Here is an 18,468-nt window from a genome sequence, read left to right as displayed (position 1 = left end):
AATTAAATCGTATCCTTCCACTTATGATCCAAAACAACGATGCCTTCGCCGACATATTTACCAGAGATAAACATTGTCAGATATCTTGTTTTGTACACTAACGGCACCGTCGCATTTTCTTCAAAAAGGGCTACATCGAAATAATACTCGCCACCTAGAAGTGCCATTTTTTCATATTCTAAATAGAAGACATTCTCTCCCTTTTTCCAAGGAATGGATTCTTCATCTAATAACGTATTCAAGCCACATACATAATTATTGTCTACCGTCCGGATCGCCACACCAAGTACTGGCTTCTTAATTGAATCGTCTTTGACATTGTATGTTACCTTAACTACAACTTTGCTATCTTGCTCAACGATCTCTAATGGCTGCAAATCACCATCCAATAATTCTGCAGATTTTACTTCTACAATGTCATAGGCAGAAAAATCTTCTGAACTGGAATTATCGCGATCAACTGTCTTCAATGATTTTTTCTTCAAGAAATTCTCATAAGTCTCAGTAATTTCCATCGTTTCACCTTCTGCTTCGACCACACCATTCTTCAACCAATACACACGGTCACAGAAACGGCGAACGGCATTCACATCATGAGAAACGAATAGAATCGTCTTACCCGCATTTCGTAATTCCGTAAATTTTTCCATACATTTTAATTGAAATTCCAAGTCACCGACGGCCAACGCTTCATCGACAATCAAAATATCAGGATCCACATTGATTGCTACAGCGAAAGCTAGGCGCACGAACATCCCGCTAGAATACGTTTTTACCGGCTGATACAAATGATCGCCAATATCCGCGAAGTTGATAATATCATCAACTTTGTCTTGCATTTCTTCGCGTGAAAATCCTAAAACCATCCCGTTCAGAAAAATATTTTCGTAGCCGCTGTATTCAGGATTGAATCCTGATCCCAGCTCTAACAAGGCTGCAATATTTCCTTCAATCTTGACCTCACCTTCTGATGGAGTTAATACTCCTGTGATGATTTTTAAGATCGTTGATTTCCCTGAACCATTTTCACCGATGAAACCAATCATTTCACCTTTTTTTACTTCCACGTTGACATCATTCAAGGCATAAAAAACCTCGTGATACGTTTTTCTTGTCGGACTCAATGCTTCCTTTAAACGGTCGGAAGGCTTTTTATACATATCATATTTTTTCGTTAAGTGGTTGATCTCAATTACTGTTTCAGTCATTTAGCTTTATCTCCTTATAAAACATCAGAAAAATGTGGTTTCAAGCGTTTGAACACGATACTTCCAACCACTAGTAAAATCAAAGTTACGACCCAGAAATAGATCGTCAGCAAAGGCTTCTCCCAAAACCATTGCTCGCCAAAGAAGGCGTCCCGATATCCTTGGACCACATAGAACATTGGATTGAATTTTAAAATAAATTGAATCGTTGGATGTGCCGCAAATTGATTGATGCTCCATAGGACAGGTGTCCCCCACATCAAGGCTTGCATGATCACACCAATAAACTGATTAATATCTGGGAAGAACGGTTGGATCGAAGAAGTGATCCACGTCAATCCCGTTAAAAACATCATCATAGCAAAAAGGTAATAAAACATCTGAAGAATGTGCAATCCTGGTGTGACATGATTAAATACGCCTACGATAAAAGCAATGATTATAAAAAACACATGCATATACAACGCAGAAAAGAGTTTTACAGATGGTAAAATACGAATATTAAATACCACTTTTTTTACTAAATAGCTATATTCTCGAAAAACATTCGTCGCGGACCCAAGGACCTCCGAAAAGTACATCCATGGAACCAAACCGGTTAACAGGAAGACAATAAAAGGATATTTCCCATCCGTCATAGCTGCTTTAAAGCCGACGCCGAAAACAAACCAGTAAGTCACTACCATAACTAACGGATTGGCGAAGGCCCAAAAGATCCCAAGAGCCGATCCAGCATAACGTGCCTTAAAATCATTAACGGAAAATTGTTTTAGTAAGGTGCGGTTTTGAAAAATCTCTTTAAAAAAACTCAGTAAGTCTTTGAACATTTTTATTCCTCTCATCTAACGCTTGATTTATTATTTCTACAGTTGATTAACGTTATTATTCTACAGAAAGATATATGTAAAAGCAAGATTATTAAGAAAAGCTTCGTTAAATCCAACTACTTCTGGAAAGCTTATTTTTACTTATTCAGCAAACACTATCTGCACAGGAAGTTTTAGCATTCGACGTGTCCCTAGTCAGAAGCTTTTGAGAATCCATGATACGACAAATAGCCCGCCAAATTAGCGAGCTAAAATTTCTCTTAAGTTTTGACTTTATTGATTATTTTCTATACACCAACGTTGGATTTTTAACATGTCATCTCAAATTATTACTTCGCTACTCTCGCTTTCGAAGGCGATCCAGTAATCGCTTTCGTTTTTTCTTAGGCGGATCTAACGAAACTGCTGGAAGCTCTGCAGGATCAGCCAGATTTTCTTTAAGCTTTTCTGTCAAAATAAGTTTTACAGGCCTTTCACTCTCATCGAATTGAATACTTTCCAATTCATACTCGTTAGGCATGCAAGCAACTACTAAGGCAAAAACCTGCTCTTGAGTTATTTTTAAAGGATTCACTTCCACAGGCAGTTCGATCTTTTGAACCAGCACACCAGGCTCTGGTCTTTCCTCCCAAACAACAAAGTCTTGAGATGTGCCAGCATCCCCAGATTCCACTGCTGATTCTTCAGAAGCAGTCACATTTTGCTTGGCTTCTTCCGTTTTATTATTTATATTAGATGATTGAGTAACTCTTGTATCAGTATTGTTATTAAAAATCTCTGTCTCAATGGTTTCGATCAAGGTCGCGTGTTTGACCTTCTTAAATAAGCCGACACCCTTTTTTTCAAACAGGTTCAGCTTGGTTAATTTCGTTAAGGACGCTTTTATTTCCTCCCCAGTCTTCGTAGGGTTAAAGTGTTTGATTCGTAAATGCTGGGATTTCCCATCGCTATTTTCAAATTCTGCATCTAATGTGAACATCGCTTTCTTCCTCTCTAATTTTTTCGTGTTTTTCTAACTTTTTTCTATCGTCATGATTCTACTAATCTCGCCAATGGCTCCTTAACAATCTGTGAATAAAGCGCTTTTATTTTTTTAGTAATAAAATTTTTTGCTGGAAATAATTTCAGAGATAACAGACGCCATTCTTTTTTATCGAAGTATTCCGCAAAATAATGATAAAAACGTCGCATCGTAGCCGATGAACGCGTGTGTAAGAAAATGTACTGCACTAAATCCTTCAGTAGCAGCGAGAAGTCCCCTTCACACAGTTCATCTCTTACCTGCAGTACCAATAATAATTGAATCGTTCCATTACCGTCATGGGTTTCTTTGAAATAATTGTTTACTCGCTTTTCCAGTGTCCCTCTTTTTAGCTGGAACAGCTGATGGCGATTTAATCCGTAATCTTCCATGGTCTCCTCCTTTTCCTTTTTAATAATTACTTTCACCTGAGAGCTCTACACAACTAAAATAAGCCTTTTTTAACGAGGTTTTCAACTCTTATTATTTATTTCGAATTAAGATAATGAAATAACTTGTACAAACGGACTGTTTCCAACGGCTTTCGTTTCATTAAATAATGATAAAAATCAAAATTCTCATTTTAAATGATTTAAATGGCATTTTCCTAATTTAACAACACGTTTCCTTTAGGTTCATAGCAAAAGAGCGTTTCTATTAAACTTGTTTCAAAACAAATTCAATAGAAACGCTCTATTTTTTAACTATCCTCTGCGGCTTCTCCGAGTGGTTGAACTTATTTCAAACTCTTCCTCTTCCCTCGGACCGAATACATTCACCGAATAATCAAGTGGTTCTTCATATACCGGATTCTTTTGCCAAGCCAGACCTAGCAAACAGAAGGTGATTGGAATCCAATAAGGAGCCATCAATGTATCTTCCATCGTTGATTGCAAAAGTACTGCAAAAAAGGCGATAACAAAACTTAATTGTGTTGTCTGGGTCTCCTCCTTAATAAGGATCAGCCAAACATTGTATAAGATGAAGAGACTCATTAATACTAGGCCGACTAAACCAAATTGCCCCAGCGTGGCATTGTAGCTATTGTGATTGCCTAAGATTTGCTGCCCGCGCTGAAAAGTAAACGGCGGCATTCCTACCCAAAACTGCTCTTTAACTTTAAATAAAGTATCATAGAAATGCTTCCAAATATCTTCTCGCCCAGTAAACAAATCAATGTTACTGGAATTCGCTAGAAACAACGACAAGGGAAAAATGCCGATCAAAAAAATACTATAGCCAATTCCATAGGCCCATTTCGTTTTTTCTTTTAAGAAGTTGGGCCACAAATCGAAAAAGACGAAAACGACTACTGCGATAAAGGCCGCTTGGGATTGAACTACCCAAGTACAAGCTAATGCGGCAAAGTATACAGGGTATTTCAGCAGCTTGGCCCACGTCCATTCTAACGATTGTAAGAGCGTCGCTGTTAAGAAACTAGAGCACATGACACTGCTCCCGATTGTATTGGTATTAATCCAAATTTCCTGAAGCTTATTGCTTTTATCCCAAATGCTGATACCGGCTGCCGGCTCAGGAATCTCTGTAAAAATTCGAAAGGCGGTAATTAGTAAAACCATTGCTGTCAATCCAGCAAAGACTATCCTCAATCCTTTTGTAAAACGAACTAATTTGAAATCCAGCACCACAAAAATTATCAGTGCGATCGTAATGTCCTGTAAAAAGCCGGCTTCTCTCAACCCATCAAACTGACGGAAAAAGAGGACTGAAAGAACCGCTACTCCGATCCAAATGAGGTCGTCGAGCTTTATACGATAAAAATTTAATACTAAAACAACCGTTGCTCCTATCGGCATGTAACGGTTCATACTGGCATAAATGTTAAACATTCCTTGTGTGCCTATGCCCTTCGTCCAAAGGAAAAAGCATAACAGTGTCATTCCAATCAGAATACAGGCACTAATGAGGTTCAATAGATCTGACGCACCTTTTTTGATTTCTACCATTTTTTCCTCCGAACTTTAATTAGTTGATGTACCCGTCTTCAGCAGGCGCTGGTTGAGGGATCTCTTGGTAATTGTCCGTTCCACCGATCGGGTCTACATTTGCTGCTGCTTCTGCCTGCGCTTCATCTGAAGTAAAACTCAAGCGATAAATCGTCCATTTATCCTTATCAGGACCATATACTGGTTCAAACTGTGCGTAATTCAATGGATTGTAGTCCTCTAATGGACGCTTGCTGATTACGTATTTGATTCCAAGCTTTTCAGCATCTGTGAAATTAAGAGTGACTGTAAAATTATCAGGACGATCTAAACGAAAATCTGTTTTTCCTTTATCAATAAAAGCCCGAACATGCGCATAGCGATTATAGATTTCTTCATTCTTATGCTTTGGATCAATCTTATGCCATAACTTCATATCTGGATAGAAACGAACTGAGTTGATCGTCTTGACTCCCAAGGCTGGAGTAAAGTTATACAGATTATCCTCCGAAAGCCACAATGCATCTGGATCTTCTTTTTTTATCTTGACGATTTCTTCTGCTAGTGTCTTCTTATCAATCGCGCCTGTTCCATGAACGATTGGATTCACTGTAATTCCTGAGACCGATACTAAGATCGTCATTGCTAGTATAAAGAACTTCTTTAGTTTGAACAATAGCGCAAACATGATTAGCGCAAACACTACTAGGGTCATGAAAATTTCAAAGTTATTGAAATACAGTCCCATAATAGAAGATGTCACGGAATGGGTAGCTAAAATCATGACTAAACCTAGGAAAATCAGTTTTATCCACCAAGGAATTTTTGTGTATTCCCAGATAAAATTGATCATCCATAAGGACAAGAGAACCGCACCAAACCCTAAGGTTACTAAACTACGGGTACTGGTAACATAGGTCAGCATTAAAGCCTTCGCAATCCCATGACTATACCCAAAATACGTCCAGCCGAAAATAAAGCAGCAGAATAAGCCTAATATTGCTCCCATATATTTTTCTTCTTTTCCTCGTTTACAGAAGAAAATAAAGGGGGATAAAAGAACGGTTAACGGAAGAAAATTGAAATATGAAGCAACTTCTCCATTATTTGTTCCATGGAAATTAAAATTATCAAATGGAATCTTCCAGTTCGTTAAAAACAAGAAGAAATCAGAAGGCGGACGTCCCCCACCTTCAGCTTCTCGATGCCCCGGATAAATTGTGTTAAGCGTCGCATCAATCGCCTCTTTTGACGTATTATAAAAATGTAAAAGAACAAATCCGATAATTCCGAGTCCACCAATAATAATCGGCAAGTCCCATACATCCAACACCAGTTCTTTCCTAAAATGAATCAACGTGCCAAACAACCAAAAAAGAATGAGGTAAGCCAACGGTACCTGATGAGCTGGGTATAGAACTAAAACAAATCCAATTCCATTAATAACGATCAAGCTCATCATCAGTAGTCGCATCAATACATTCCTATGCTTCGCAATATAGTAGTGGCTGGCCACCATAATTGCCAAGGTGAAAAACATCAAATCGCCTACGTGCTGCATGAACCACCATTGAATCGAAGGCGAAAAAGTGATCCAAAATGCTCCAAGAAAAGACAAGTATTTGTTTCGTTTCGTTAAGATCATCACCATTTCAAAGCTTAGTAAAAGCATTGCAATGATCTTAAAGCCCCAATAAAAAGACAGTCCGCGTTCCTTTCCTAAAAAGAAAAATCCCCAGTTAAAAGGCTTGCCAATCACCGTTAAATCCTTTACCGGTGAATTGTAGGCAATAATCATGTTTTGCCCTTCTTTGCCATACTGTTTATTCACAACTGGGTAATCACTTTCAGCCTGTGAAAAATAAAAAGGGGTTTGAACCATCCACTCGTCCGAACGAACTTCTCGATTTCCGCCAAATATCACATCAGTTTTCTTATCATCACTACGCTCTGAAACAATCTTATCCCAAGAGCCGATTGAACTTCCATTTAAATTCAATACTACAATTACTATTAAAAAAAGAAGCCCAATTATATAGCGGAAACGAATAATCTGATCCACGAGCCACACAAAAGGATTGGTTCTCGTTCTTTCATCTGGTATTTCCCTCGTTCGCTTTTGTGCCCTTGTGTCCATTTTTTCCTCCTGAGAATAAAAATTTAAATGTCATTTTTCCATAATTGAATTTTCCTGTTAACACCTGTTTGCATCCACGAAGCAATAATTGCCTGCGATAGCGTGAAAACAATTGTGTTGCATATAAAGAATAATAGCATTTTTCAGCCTGAATAATTGCCTGATAGCGAGAAAAATTCATATGATTTGTATAATCTAAGACAGATAGTTGATGTTGCAGTGTTTGCGAGAGAATTTTTATTTGCTTTTTTTCTATAAAAATCCGCCAGCTCACCCAATGATCCAAATAATCTAAAGGAAACTCTTCGTTATAGCCGTCAATTTCTTTTAAAAAGCATTTCCGAAGTGCAGTGGCAGAATTAATCACCATGATATCTCGAGAATATAAATGAGCCTTTTTAGGTAGTTCAGTATGTAATGGCCGCAGGGTATCGCTGCGGACAGGTGATATCTGCTGTTCCCCGTCTTTGATAACTGGAGCTATAGCTACCACGGATGGTGGTTGTTTAGAAGCCTCTTTGACTAATTCTTCTAAATAGGCCTGTGTAAGTATAGTATCTTGATCCAAAGTTAGTAACCATTCGCTAATTGGATCTCCCTGTTTTAGTATATGATTATAAGCCTTTGCCAGACCGACGTTTTGTGAACTGTGATAATAATGAAAACGTTTCTCTAATCCCTGAGGCTTATTTTCTTGTGGACTATTGTCAAAAATTGTCACTTGTTTTATTTCAGGAAAACTATGAGAAGTGAGAAGCTTGTTCAAGCTATTGATCGTTGACGATTCAGAAAACGTCATATTGTATAACACCACCACTATTTCGAACAAACTTCACACCACCTTTTTTATTGTTTTGCTTCCAACTCTAAAAAGCTTGCTAGGGCTTCTTGCCACGTTGGAATCTCAAATCCTAATGCCTTCGCTTTGCTCAAATCCATAATAGAATACTGTGGACGTGTTGCCTTCTGCGGATACTCCTCAGAAGTAACAGGCGCTACTTCTACACCTGTATCTTTTAAGATTTCTTTGGCAAATTCATACCAAGAACAACTGTTTTCATTAGATAAATGATACACACCATATGGTGCCTTTTCTTCAACTACAAAAGTCATAAATTCAGCTAAGGTCCGAGTCCAAGTAGGACGTCCGAATTGATCATTTACAACAGTTAATCGATCATGCGTTTTAGCTAAATTTTGCATCGTGTAGATGAAGTTGTGGCCATAAATACCAAATACCCAGGAAGTACGAATGATATAGTAATCCTCCATGATTTCTTGAACAGCCTGTTCTCCTAAAAGCTTAGTCCGGCCATATTCACTCAATGGATTGGTTGCATCGTCTACTTGATACATCCCCTCTTTTTTCTTTCCATCAAAAACGTAATCCGTACTAATATAGATCAGCGTTGAGCCGGCAGCTTTGGCTGCTTCAGCAACATTTCGCGTACCTTCCACATTGATTTTTTCATCAAGCTCTTTGCCTTCTTCTTCCGCTTTATCAACGGCAGTGTATGCCGCACAATGATAGATGATTTCTGGCTTCATCTCAGTAATAAAGCTATATGTCGCTTCTTTATCAGTAATGTCCAATTGATCCGCGTCTGTTGAAACGTACTCGATTTTCTTTTCGTCTAACAAATGACGAAGCTCAGTTCCTAATTGTCCATGTCCACCTGTAAGTAAGATCATTTCTATCGACTCCTTGTAAATTATTTAATTGATTCCTTAAAAACAGAACTGACAGCTTGTTCTATTTTAGGTATTGATTTTTCTAAAAACAAAAAGATCAGTCTTATCCTCACTGTCATACTGCTAAACCGTTTCTTTGCAAAGATAACTGACAAAAAGGCAGGTTGCACCTGCCTCATTTAATTGGTATTATTGGCCGTTTTTCGCGTAGTTGCTTTCAACAGCTTCTTTTTCAGCACGCCACCAAGCTTCATTTTCCGTGTACCACTTAATGGTATCTTTCAGACCTGAACGGAAGTTGGTAAACTCTGGCTTCCAGCCCAATCCCTCCCGCAGCTTCGTAGAATCAATCGCATAACGCAAATCGTGTCCTGCGCGATCCTTTACATGATCATAGGCATCTTTTGGTTGCCCCATTTCTTCTAAAATAAGCTCCATTACGGTCTTATTGTCTTCTTCGCCATCGGCCCCGATCAAGTACGTTTCTCCGATTTTTCCTTTAGTCAAGATTAACCAAACTGCTGAGGAATGATCGTTAGTATGGATCCAGTCACGTACATTTTTTCCGTCACCATAAAGTTTTGGCCGAATTCCGCTCAAAACGTTGGTGATCTGACGTGGAATAAATTTTTCAATATGTTGATAAGGTCCATAGTTGTTGGAACAATTTGAAATAGTTGCCTGCAACCCAAATGAACGGACCCATGCTTTGACTAATAAATCAGAACCTGCTTTCGTCGATGAGTATGGGCTTGAAGGATTATAAGGCGTTTCAGCCGTGAATTTCTCGCCCTCTCCTTCACCATGACCTGGTAAATCTTCTCTTAAAGGAAGATCGCCATACACCTCATCTGTTGAAACATGGTGGTAACGAACATTGTTTTTACGACATGCTTCAATCAATGTATAAGTACCAATAATGTTTGTTTGAACGAATGGAAATGGGTCTTTTAATGAGTTATCGTTATGTGATTCCGCCGCGTAATGAACAACAGCATCTGTAGTTTGTACTAAACGTTCCACTAGTTCTGCATCGGCAATATCACCGACAACTAATTCTACCCGATCCTTTGGCAGACCAGCCAAATTTTCTTTGTTCCCTGCATAAGTCAGTTTATCTAAAACTGTTACATGAACTTCTGGATGATTATTTACAACATAATGTACGAAGTTTGATCCGATAAATCCTGCTCCGCCAGTAACAATAATATTTTTCATCTGTACGTTACTCCTATTTGGTATTAAAATACTCATTTCCCACTATTGGAAAATGGATTTGATTTTCAACACGTTTCTTGCCCTTTTTCTATAAAGACTGTTCTTAAATTTCACCATATACAAAAGGATTTTCAGACTCAAATTCCTTTAAGGTTGGTTGTTTCGCATCTTTTTCTGAGGTAATAGCTTTTTCAATGTCAATTGGCCAATCAATGGCTAGATCTGGATCAGCGAATGAAATCCCGCCATCTGCTTCTGCATCATAGTAATTATCACATTTATACATAAAGTTAACATTCGGTGTTAATGTTACAAAGCCATGAGCAAACCCGCGAGGAACCAGTAATTGACGATGGTTGTGCTCTGAAAGGATGTAGCCCTCCCATTTCCCATAAGTTGGACTTTCTTTACGAATATCCACGATCACATCAAGTACCGCTCCTGTTACTACACGAATCAGTTTAGTTTGCGCTGATTTGCCTTTTTGAAAATGCAAACCACGCAGGACGCCTGGTTGTGTCGATAGTGAGTGATTGTCTTGAATGAAATCAAAATCAATACCTGCGGCTTTGAAATCCTCAACTGAATAACTTTCAGTGAAGAAACCGCGATGATCACCAAACACAGCCGGTTCAATGATTTTAACATCTGTTAAATTTGTTTCAGTTACTTTAATTTTTCCCATGTCTATTCCTCTTCTGCTAAACGTAATAAATATTGTCCATATTGATTTTTCTTCAACGGTTGAGCAAGTTCGACTAATTGTTCTTTTGTGATATAGCCCATTCGATATGAAATTTCTTCTAAACAAGCTACCTTTAGGTTTTGACGCTTTTCGATCGTTGAAATAAAGGTAGAAGCCTCTAATAGCGATTCATGCGTTCCAGTGTCTAACCATGCAAAACCACGGCTCATCACCTCTACTGATAACTTATTACTTTTCAAGTACTCTTTGTTTACATCTGTGATTTCCAATTCACCACGTTCGGATGGTTGAATGTTTTTCGCAATCTCAACGACATCATTGTCGTAGAAATATAAACCCGTTACTGCATAATGTGATTTTGGCTTTTCAGGTTTTTCTTCAATAGAAACAGCCTGCATATCATCATCGAATTCTACCACACCAAAACGTTCTGGATCAATCACATGATAGCCGAATACAGTTGCGCCTTCAGTTTTCTTCGCTGCCCGCTGCAGCATGCGTGAAAGGCCATCGCCGTAATAAATATTATCGCCTAACACAAGGCAGACACTATCGTCACCAATAAATTCTTCCCCGATAATAAACGCTTGAGCCAAGCCGTCCGGACTTTCTTGCACTGCATACTCGATATGGATTCCTAATTCATGGCCATCACCAAAAAGATTTTCAAACCGTGGTGTGTCCTGTGGTGTTGAGATAATCAAAATTTCATTGATTCCCGCCAACATCAATGTAGACATTGGATAGTAGATCATTGGTTTGTCATAAACTGGCATTAATTGTTTCGAAGTTGCTTTGGTTAGAGGGTATAAACGAGTACCGCTACCCCCTGCTAGAATGATTCCTTTCATACTTACGCTCCTTTTTTTTACATACGAACACATTATACCTGATGTTGGGTACTAGAAAAATCGTTTTGCTACTTTTTTTTAATTTCTTTTATTCTTTTTCTAACTAATTGCAAGGCATTCCAACGCCATTTGAATTGTTGGATCCGAGAAGCAGTTGTTTTAATCTCTGAGGCATTCAAGCCATGGCGACGATAATAAACCAATTGCTCTGGAATAAAAACCACACCGTGATAATAATCCGCCAAGAGTCCAATCCACATGTCATGCATGGGAACATCCTCAGGGATAGGCAGGATAATTCCCTTCAATTCTGACCGAAAAGCCATTCCTGCACCAATATAGCTGCTTTTTACGATGTTATGCCAAAAACCAGAATGTGTATGACGCATCGCTTGATAGGAAGGAACCAAAACCTCAAGATCATTATCCACGATAACTAAGTCAGAGATCACGACCGTTGTTTTAGGTTTTTCGAAATAAGGCAATGTTTTTTTCACTTTATCTGCATGCCAAACGTCATCCTGATCGCTTAAAAAAATAATCGAATGGCTGCTTTGCTGGATGGCGTTAGCAAAGTTTGCGATTAATCCTTTCCCATCATTTCGAAAAAGCTTCACTCGGGGATCCTTCGCTTTTAACCCTAATAAAAATTCCCACGTACCATCTGTTGAATGGTCGTCGGAAATAATCAACTCATCATGTTCTGAAAGCTGCGGGAATATGCTGTTCAATTGTTCTTCAATAAAATGGCGACCGTTGTATGTTGCCATACACACAGAGATTCGCATCTTGGACTGCTTTTGCATTCCCTACCTCCAAAATTAAAAGAATTGCCAGCCCCACTTTTGAAAGTATTTTCTCATGGACTGTAAAAAAATAAAAAATAGCTTGCGGCTTTTCACTGCCCCGCGCTCATATAAATGAACAACGGAAAATTGTGGGCTATATACCGCTTGATATCCTGCTTGTTCCATTTTTCGACATAAATCATTATCTTCGAAATACATGAAATAGCGTTCATCAAAGCCATTGATTTCATTAAACTTAACTAGATCTACTACCATGAAACTGCCGGAAATCATTCGAACGAAACTATCTCGATCATCTGGCAGATCACGACATTCAAACTTGGCTAACCGTTTGGCAAACAGTCTTTTAACAAGTTTAAACGGGATGAAACGCAGCATATAATCAAAAACGTTTAAATGATTGCGTATTAAATATTGGGTCGTGCCATCTTCGTTTAAAATCTTTGGTGCTAAAAGCCCGCACTTTGGTTGTGCCGCCAAATGAATTGCCATCTCTCTTAGATGATTTTCAGAGAGAATAATATCTGGGTTAAAAATAATGCCATACCCAGAAGAGCCTAATAAATTAGCATTATGTCCAAAACCAAAGCCCTTATTCTCTTCATAAAAATTGATGGTAATAAACGGATAAGCCAGATACTTCCTCAATCTTTCTCGATACTCTGGTTCTGAGGCATTATCAAAAAGCTTGATTTGGATTGTTTGATCCTCCCCTAAGGTCTCAATCAATGAATCCAAGCTTAGAAAAATTTTGTCACTGTTGTGGGTCACGATGCTGACAGTCACATTAATATCATTCCTATTCATAACGGACGACAACACTCATTTCTTCAAATATTTTTGCAGTACCTGTGAGCGGTACTCTTTATTCCCGAAAAAGCGGAAACTCTTCGTAATAAAGCTGTATTTTTCACTAATTAATCCAATCAGCTCTAGCAAGAAGGTTAAGGCAAAAGTCATAGCAACAATTAAAACAATCGTACCTACACGACTAGTATAATTCAACAGTAACGCGGAGAATGAGAACAACACGGCAATAGCATAAATCGTTAGAACTGCACCACGATGAGTAAAGCCTAGATTTAATAACCGATGATGCAGGTGCTGCTTATCTGCAACAGAAATCGGCATATTTTTCGCTTTCCGTCGAACCATAGCAAAGAACGTATCCGTTACTGGTACACCTAAAATGACCAATGGCGTAATCAAGGAGATGAATGTTACATTTTTCAATCCCTGCAAAGTCAGTACAGACATCATAAAGCCTAAAAACAACGCGCCAGTATCCCCTAAATAAATCTTAGCAGGATGAAAATTATATGGAAAGAAGCCCATGATACTAGCAACTAAACAAAAAATAGCTAAGGAAATATAGACAGTGGATGAATGAAGGAAAAAGTAACCGATCACACCAATCGTTGTCAAACTTATAATAGATACACCTGAAGCCAAACCATCTAAACCATCAATCAAATTCAACGCATTCGTAATGCCGAAAATCCAAAAAATGGTCGCTGGTAAACTTAGCCAGTCTAAATTGATTCGCCCGAATAACGGTGCAGTGAAGAAATCAAAACGAATTTCTGCAACGTAATAAATGACTAACGCGGCCAGTAAAATGCCAACACTTTTTTGTTTAGGCGACAATTCAAACTTATCATCCAGCAATCCAGTAATGATAATAATTAACCCACCTAACAGAATCTTACTTATATAATCAAATGGAATCGCCTCACGAAACAGAATCAATGATGAAATAGCAAAAGTAATAAAAATCGGTAATCCACCAGCACTAGGCATCGGCACTTGATTCATTCGGCGCGCATTCGGATTATCAACCAATCCTGTCTGAACCGAAATTATTTTAAAAATCGGGGTCAAAATCAATGCAATCAAAAAAGTTAAAAAATACTTGATGATTAATCCGAATGATACTAACATATTGCCACCTGCCTTTTTACTAAAAATATTATATAAGATTCCTTGCTCTTTACAAGGTTCTCCTAGAATCTTTCAAAAATCTTGAGATTATTTTTTCTTTTTAATGAAACGATCTTTTAATTTGTTAAACCATTTGTTGACCCGATTTGATCCTTCGGTAACTTCCTGACCCGTATGGTATTCTTCAATCGCCACATTTAACACGCCGCCCAAAATAATGATCGTCGCGGCAAAATTCAGCCAGAACATTAATACAATGAAACTTCCGATGATTTGATAACCAGAAACGCGCTGAGCGAAGGTTTGCGCATAAATGCTGAAACCTTGTGCTAAAACAATCCAACCAACTGTCGCAAAAATAGTTCCAGGAAGTGCATACTTGACTCGTACATGAGCATTCGGAATAACGATATAAAGTCCGCCTAAAATAACTAACAGCCCAATCAAGGTCACTGGCCAGCGTAAAGCTAGAAATGTATCAATAATATCTGGAGAAAAACGTAATAATTGCTGTAACGCATCTAGAATGACCTGTCCAGCACTGAAAAACAGCGCGACGGCGATGATTGCCATCATCAAAACCCCGACGATTCCTACCGATACAATTCGACTGATCACGAAGTTTCCGCGGTCTTCAACACCATAAGCACGATTTAAAGCTGTTTGAAGCGCATTGATTCCTCGACTGGAGGACCACAATGCTGCTAAAACTGAGATCGACAGCATTCCGCCGGAAGTGTTCTCCAGCAGACCCGTAATCGCCGGCTTTAGAAAGCTAAAAACATTTGGGGGAATCGCCTCGCTCAAATAAGGCAAGACTGTTTCTGGTGTAATATTAAAATATGGCAGCAAGTTTCCCACAATGATCAATATTGGAAAAAAGGACAGCAACAAATAATAGGCGACTACCACAGAGCGGTCGCCTATTTCTGTTTCTGCTACATGTTTTTGGATCGATTGGATAAAATCCATTAGTTTTTTATTTTTTTTAATTTTATCTATTGGTCCCATAAAGTCCTCGTCGTTCTAATATGTTCCTTCTTCACCTTGTGAAGTCAAAATTTGTGGTCCATCTTTTGTAATAGCCAATGTGTGCTCATATTGCGCACACCAGCCGCCATCGCGTGTGTAAGCCGTCCAGCCATTAGGATCCATCTTCATTTGCCATACACCCGTATTGATCATTGGCTCGATGGTAATAACCATGCCTTCTTTTAGACGAAGGCCTTTTCCGGCAACTCCATAATGAGGGATCGCTGGTTCTTCGTGAATGGTTGGCCCAATGCCATGGCCTACAAAGTCGCGCACCACTGAGAAGCCTTCTCCTTCAGCGTAGGTCTGGATTGCATGACCAATATCCCCGATACGATTTCCAACTTGTGCTTGTTCAATTCCCAAGTACATCGCTTTTTTAGTCACTTCCATTAATCGTTTGATTTCAGGAGAGACTTCCCCTACAGCATAAGACCAGCAAGAATCAGACATCGCACCTTTGTATTCCACGCACATATCAACTTTGATCAGATCCCCATTTTTCAATGGTTTCTTTCTTGGAAAACCATGACAAATTTCATCATTGATGCTGCAGCAGGTCGCATATTCATACCCCTCAAAACCAATTTGTGCCGCTACACCACCGTGACTTTCAATAAAGTTTCTAACAAAATTTTCAATATCCATACTAGTAATCCCAGGTTTTATAAAATCCCGTAGATGACGATGGACATCAGCCAGCAGTTCGCCTGATTCGTTCATCATTTCTATTTCGCGGGGTGATTTCAATGTAATCATGTTCTCGTCTCCTTATATCTTATCGTTTACTTTTTATCTCTAGTTTTCTTGGTGAAAATATTTTTTATCGTTCATCAAGCATAGTCTGTGAAAAGCTGGACGAACATCCTTTTTCATCTTGTCCATTTTAACATAACCCTATAAAGCGAACAAATGGTTAGAGAGGAGTGATTTCCTTTTGATTTTTATTTTGATATAATGACCATAAATTTAGCTTAAAGCTAAGGATGTCCATTCGACTTTTTTGCCGTTCATTAAGTAATTTTTTTAAAGGATGAATACATGAACGCAAAGGTCGTATGAGCTACGACATTCAAAATAAGGAGGAAATTTTTTTGACATTAGCAAAAATCGTATATGCCAGCATGACTGGAAATACCGAAGAAATCGCCGACATCGTCGCAGAAGCCTTCGAAAATCTAGATCTTGACGTTGAAATCGATGAATGCACACAAGTCGACGCAGAGGATTTTGAAGATGCGGATATTTGTGTCGTTGCCACATATACCTACGGTGAAGGGGATCTGCCTGATGAAATCGTAGACTTTTATGAAGAACTACAAGAATTAGATCTAAGCGGAAAAATCTTTGGTGTTTGCGGCTCTGGGGATACTTTCTATGATCAATACTGCAAATCCGTTGATGATTTTGATGCTGCCTTCGCAAAAACCGGGGCAACTCGTGGTGCGGACAGCGTAAAAGTTGAGATGGCTGCTGAAGAGGAAGACATTGAAAACTTGGAAGCTTTTGCAAAAAAAATCGTTGAAGCTGCTTCCTAATTAATCCAACAAGATGTGCCAGTAATGTCTGGTGCATCTTTTTTTGAACACATTTTCTTTTATGAAAATCTAAGAAATGCTAAGATGGAACTAACGAAATGGAGGGATTCAAATGGTTTTACCTAATTTTGAAACGCTTTTAAATAAATACGCACATTTGATTACAAAAGTTGGTGTTAACGTACAAAAGGATGATACCGTGGTTGTCTATGCCAGCGTAGAACAAGCGCCATTGGCCCGTCTAGTGACGAAAGAGGCCTATCAATTAGGCGCTGCAGAAGTCATCGTCCAATGGAATGATGACGAGGTTCAGCGAGAATTTTTAAGTCATGCAGCAGAGGATCGTATCAATGAAATCCCACCCTACAAGGTTGATGAAGCCAACACTTTTGCCGAAAAGCGCGTAACTCGTATCAGTATTGTTTCTCAAAATCCGGATGCTTTATTAGGGGTTGATACCACCCGTGTCGCAGTCTATCAAGCAGCAAGAGGAAAAGCACTGCAGGCTGTGATGGAGGCGACTCAATCCAATAAATTACGCTGGACTGTCGTAGCGGCTTCAAGTCCAGCTTGGGCAGAAAAAGTATTCCCTGAACTTGCTTCAAGTGAAGAACAAGTTGATAGACTTTGGGAAGAGATTTTCAAAACAACTCGCATCTATACAGATGATCCGGTCAAGGCTTGGGAGGAGCATGACGCGACGATGCGAAAACAAGCAGAGCGTTTAAATAAAGAACAGTTTTATGCTCTTCACTACACAGCTCCAGGGACTGATATTGTTATAGGACTGCCTGAGAACCACGTTTGGGAAGGCGCCGGCAGTTTTGCTGCGGACGGCAATGAGTTTATGGCGAATATGCCGACTGAAGAAGTATTCACCGCACCTGACCGGAATCGTGTTGACGGCTTTATTACCAGCACTAAACCGTTAAGTTACGCCGGAACAACACTAAATGAAATGAAGTTTACATTTAAAGATGGTAAGGTTGTGGAATTTTCTGCTAAAGAAGGCACGGATGTTTTGGCATCGCTGTTAGATATTGACGAAGGCGCTAAACATTTAGGTGAAGTTGCCTTGGTCCCTGATCCTTCACCAATCTCTCAATCAGGAATCACGTTCTTCAATACGCTTTTTGATGAAAATGCTTCGAATCATTTAGCTCTTGGTGCTGCTTACCCTTTCAGTGTTGAGGGTGGTACTGAAATGAATAAAACCCAACTTGCTGAGGCCGGTCTAAACAGCAGCCAAACCCATGTTGATTTTATGGTGGGTTCCGCTGAAATGAATATCGACGGTATTCGTAAAGACGGTTCAAAAGTTCCAATTTTTAGAAATGGCGATTGGGCTTAATTACAAAAAATCCACTTAGAAATAATTTTCTAAGTGGATTTTTACTACGTTCTCGACTGGAATCGAACCAGCGACCTATCGCTTAGGAGGCGATCGCTCTATCCTACTGAGCTACGAGAACATGCCTATCCTATTGTAGCGATTTTAACTTATTTTATCAAGGTGGCTAACTTAAATTTAAGGAAGCTAAG

18 protein-coding genes and 1 tRNA gene are annotated in these 18,468 nt (G+C 39.0%); 2 read left to right on the top strand and 17 right to left on the bottom strand.

Translation table 11 applies throughout. The features are described from left to right. Positions 1-2 precede the first annotated feature (2 nt). The 16 genes from RV13_RS07285 to map all read right to left on the bottom strand — a co-directional run bounded on the left by RV13_RS07285 (position 3) and on the right by map (position 16,147). Positions 3-1,208: an ABC transporter ATP-binding protein gene (locus tag RV13_RS07285; protein ID WP_028020287.1), complete on the bottom strand. Its 1,206-nt coding sequence runs from the start codon at positions 1,206-1,208 to the stop codon at positions 3-5. Positions 1,209-1,222: 14 nt separating this feature from the next. Beyond that, positions 1,223-2,035: an ABC transporter permease gene (locus RV13_RS07280; protein ID WP_010745955.1), complete on the bottom strand. Its 813-nt coding sequence runs from the start codon at positions 2,033-2,035 to the stop codon at positions 1,223-1,225. A gap of 337 nt (positions 2,036-2,372) precedes the next feature. After that, complete coding sequence (locus RV13_RS07275; RefSeq protein ID WP_028020288.1) at positions 2,373-3,014, bottom strand: DUF2922 domain-containing protein; 642 nt, start codon at positions 3,012-3,014, stop codon at positions 2,373-2,375. Positions 3,015-3,064: 50 nt separating this feature from the next. Beyond that, complete coding sequence (locus RV13_RS07270) at positions 3,065-3,448, bottom strand: hypothetical protein (protein WP_028020289.1); 384 nt, start codon at positions 3,446-3,448, stop codon at positions 3,065-3,067. A 312-nt stretch (positions 3,449-3,760) separates the two neighbouring features. Then, positions 3,761-5,023 carry an EpaQ family protein gene (locus RV13_RS07265; protein ID WP_028020290.1) on the bottom strand — a complete coding sequence of 421 codons (1,263 nt, stop codon included), beginning with the start codon at positions 5,021-5,023 and terminating at the stop codon, positions 3,761-3,763. A gap of 19 nt (positions 5,024-5,042) precedes the next feature. Further along, on the bottom strand, positions 5,043-7,139 hold the full coding sequence (locus RV13_RS07260; protein WP_028020291.1) for a DUF7657 domain-containing protein: 2,097 nt from the start codon (positions 7,137-7,139) through the stop codon (positions 5,043-5,045). Next, positions 7,096-7,968: a glycosyltransferase gene (locus RV13_RS07255; protein WP_028020292.1), complete on the bottom strand. Its 873-nt coding sequence runs from the start codon at positions 7,966-7,968 to the stop codon at positions 7,096-7,098. The genes RV13_RS07260 and RV13_RS07255 overlap by 44 nt, the downstream gene beginning before the upstream one ends. 17 nt (positions 7,969-7,985) lie before the next feature. After that, positions 7,986-8,831 carry a dTDP-4-dehydrorhamnose reductase gene (gene rfbD, locus RV13_RS07250; RefSeq protein WP_028020293.1) on the bottom strand — a complete coding sequence of 282 codons (846 nt, stop codon included), beginning with the start codon at positions 8,829-8,831 and terminating at the stop codon, positions 7,986-7,988. Positions 8,832-9,020: 189 nt separating this feature from the next. Further along, a complete protein-coding gene (gene rfbB / locus RV13_RS07245) occupies positions 9,021-10,049 on the bottom strand; it encodes a dTDP-glucose 4,6-dehydratase (protein WP_028020294.1) in 1,029 nt (342 codons plus the stop codon). 103 nt (positions 10,050-10,152) lie between these two features. Next, positions 10,153-10,725, bottom strand: a complete 573-nt coding sequence (rfbC, locus tag RV13_RS07240) for a dTDP-4-dehydrorhamnose 3,5-epimerase (RefSeq protein WP_028020295.1) — start codon at positions 10,723-10,725, stop codon at positions 10,153-10,155. Positions 10,726-10,736: 11 nt separating this feature from the next. Continuing rightward, positions 10,737-11,606, bottom strand: coding sequence for a glucose-1-phosphate thymidylyltransferase RfbA (rfbA, locus tag RV13_RS07235; RefSeq protein ID WP_028020296.1), 870 nt, complete (start codon positions 11,604-11,606; stop codon positions 10,737-10,739). Positions 11,607-11,674: 68 nt separating this feature from the next. Further along, complete coding sequence (locus tag RV13_RS07230; RefSeq protein WP_028020297.1) at positions 11,675-12,412, bottom strand: glycosyltransferase family 2 protein; 738 nt, start codon at positions 12,410-12,412, stop codon at positions 11,675-11,677. A gap of 15 nt (positions 12,413-12,427) precedes the next feature. Further along, positions 12,428-13,222, bottom strand: coding sequence for a glycosyltransferase family protein (locus tag RV13_RS07225; RefSeq protein ID WP_028020298.1), 795 nt, complete (start codon positions 13,220-13,222; stop codon positions 12,428-12,430). Positions 13,223-13,237: 15 nt separating this feature from the next. Next, positions 13,238-14,356: a glycosyltransferase family 4 protein gene (locus RV13_RS07220; protein WP_010745943.1), complete on the bottom strand. Its 1,119-nt coding sequence runs from the start codon at positions 14,354-14,356 to the stop codon at positions 13,238-13,240. 87 nt (positions 14,357-14,443) lie between these two features. Beyond that, positions 14,444-15,367 carry a YihY/virulence factor BrkB family protein gene (locus tag RV13_RS07215; protein ID WP_010745942.1) on the bottom strand — a complete coding sequence of 308 codons (924 nt, stop codon included), beginning with the start codon at positions 15,365-15,367 and terminating at the stop codon, positions 14,444-14,446. A 15-nt stretch (positions 15,368-15,382) separates the two neighbouring features. Then, positions 15,383-16,147 (bottom strand): type I methionyl aminopeptidase, encoded by a 765-nt coding sequence (map, locus tag RV13_RS07210; protein WP_028020299.1) that lies wholly within the window; start codon positions 16,145-16,147, stop codon positions 15,383-15,385. Between the two features lie 335 nt (positions 16,148-16,482). Between map and RV13_RS07205 the strand changes: the two genes are divergently transcribed. Next, entirely contained in the window at positions 16,483-16,926 is a 444-nt protein-coding gene (locus RV13_RS07205) for a flavodoxin (protein WP_028020300.1), read from the top strand. 112 nt (positions 16,927-17,038) lie between these two features. Next, a complete protein-coding gene (locus RV13_RS07200) occupies positions 17,039-18,277 on the top strand; it encodes an aminopeptidase (RefSeq protein ID WP_028020301.1) in 1,239 nt (412 codons plus the stop codon). Positions 18,278-18,324: 47 nt separating this feature from the next. On the opposite strand, the gene RV13_RS07195 is transcribed toward RV13_RS07200, so the two are convergent. Continuing rightward, positions 18,325-18,398: transfer RNA gene (locus tag RV13_RS07195), tRNA-Arg, on the bottom strand. Between the last annotated feature and the right edge of the window lie 70 nt (positions 18,399-18,468).

The sequence above is a fragment of the Enterococcus raffinosus genome, from assembly GCF_001886185.1.
In the GTDB taxonomy this organism is placed as follows: domain Bacteria; phylum Bacillota; class Bacilli; order Lactobacillales; family Enterococcaceae; genus Enterococcus_A; species Enterococcus_A raffinosus.
Note: the sequence above shows the minus strand (reverse complement) of the source record. Positions and strands in the feature narration are given on the sequence as shown.

Bases quoted from the DNA above. Each gene is read 5' to 3' on its own strand.
- map (WP_028020299.1), bottom strand. From the start codon at position 16,147: ATGATTACATTGAAATCACCCCGCGAAATAGAAATGATGAACGAATCA.
- RV13_RS07225 (WP_028020298.1), bottom strand. From the start codon at position 13,222: ATGAATAGGAATGATATTAATGTGACTGTCAGCATCGTGACCCACAAC.
- RV13_RS07200 (WP_028020301.1), top strand. From the start codon at position 17,039: ATGGTTTTACCTAATTTTGAAACGCTTTTAAATAAATACGCACATTTG.
- RV13_RS07215 (WP_010745942.1), bottom strand. From the start codon at position 15,367: ATGGGACCAATAGATAAAATTAAAAAAAATAAAAAACTAATGGATTTT.
- rfbB (WP_028020294.1), bottom strand. From the start codon at position 10,049: ATGAAAAATATTATTGTTACTGGCGGAGCAGGATTTATCGGATCAAAC.
- rfbD (WP_028020293.1), bottom strand. From the start codon at position 8,831: ATGATCTTACTTACAGGTGGACATGGACAATTAGGAACTGAGCTTCGT.
- RV13_RS07230 (WP_028020297.1), bottom strand. From the start codon at position 12,412: ATGCAAAAGCAGTCCAAGATGCGAATCTCTGTGTGTATGGCAACATAC.
- RV13_RS07270 (WP_028020289.1), bottom strand. From the start codon at position 3,448: ATGGAAGATTACGGATTAAATCGCCATCAGCTGTTCCAGCTAAAAAGA.
- RV13_RS07285 (WP_028020287.1), bottom strand. From the start codon at position 1,208: ATGACTGAAACAGTAATTGAGATCAACCACTTAACGAAAAAATATGAT.
- RV13_RS07220 (WP_010745943.1), bottom strand. From the start codon at position 14,356: ATGTTAGTATCATTCGGATTAATCATCAAGTATTTTTTAACTTTTTTG.
- RV13_RS07260 (WP_028020291.1), bottom strand. From the start codon at position 7,139: ATGGACACAAGGGCACAAAAGCGAACGAGGGAAATACCAGATGAAAGA.
- RV13_RS07275 (WP_028020288.1), bottom strand. From the start codon at position 3,014: ATGTTCACATTAGATGCAGAATTTGAAAATAGCGATGGGAAATCCCAG.
- RV13_RS07265 (WP_028020290.1), bottom strand. From the start codon at position 5,023: ATGGTAGAAATCAAAAAAGGTGCGTCAGATCTATTGAACCTCATTAGT.
- RV13_RS07280 (WP_010745955.1), bottom strand. From the start codon at position 2,035: ATGTTCAAAGACTTACTGAGTTTTTTTAAAGAGATTTTTCAAAACCGC.
- rfbA (WP_028020296.1), bottom strand. From the start codon at position 11,606: ATGAAAGGAATCATTCTAGCAGGGGGTAGCGGTACTCGTTTATACCCT.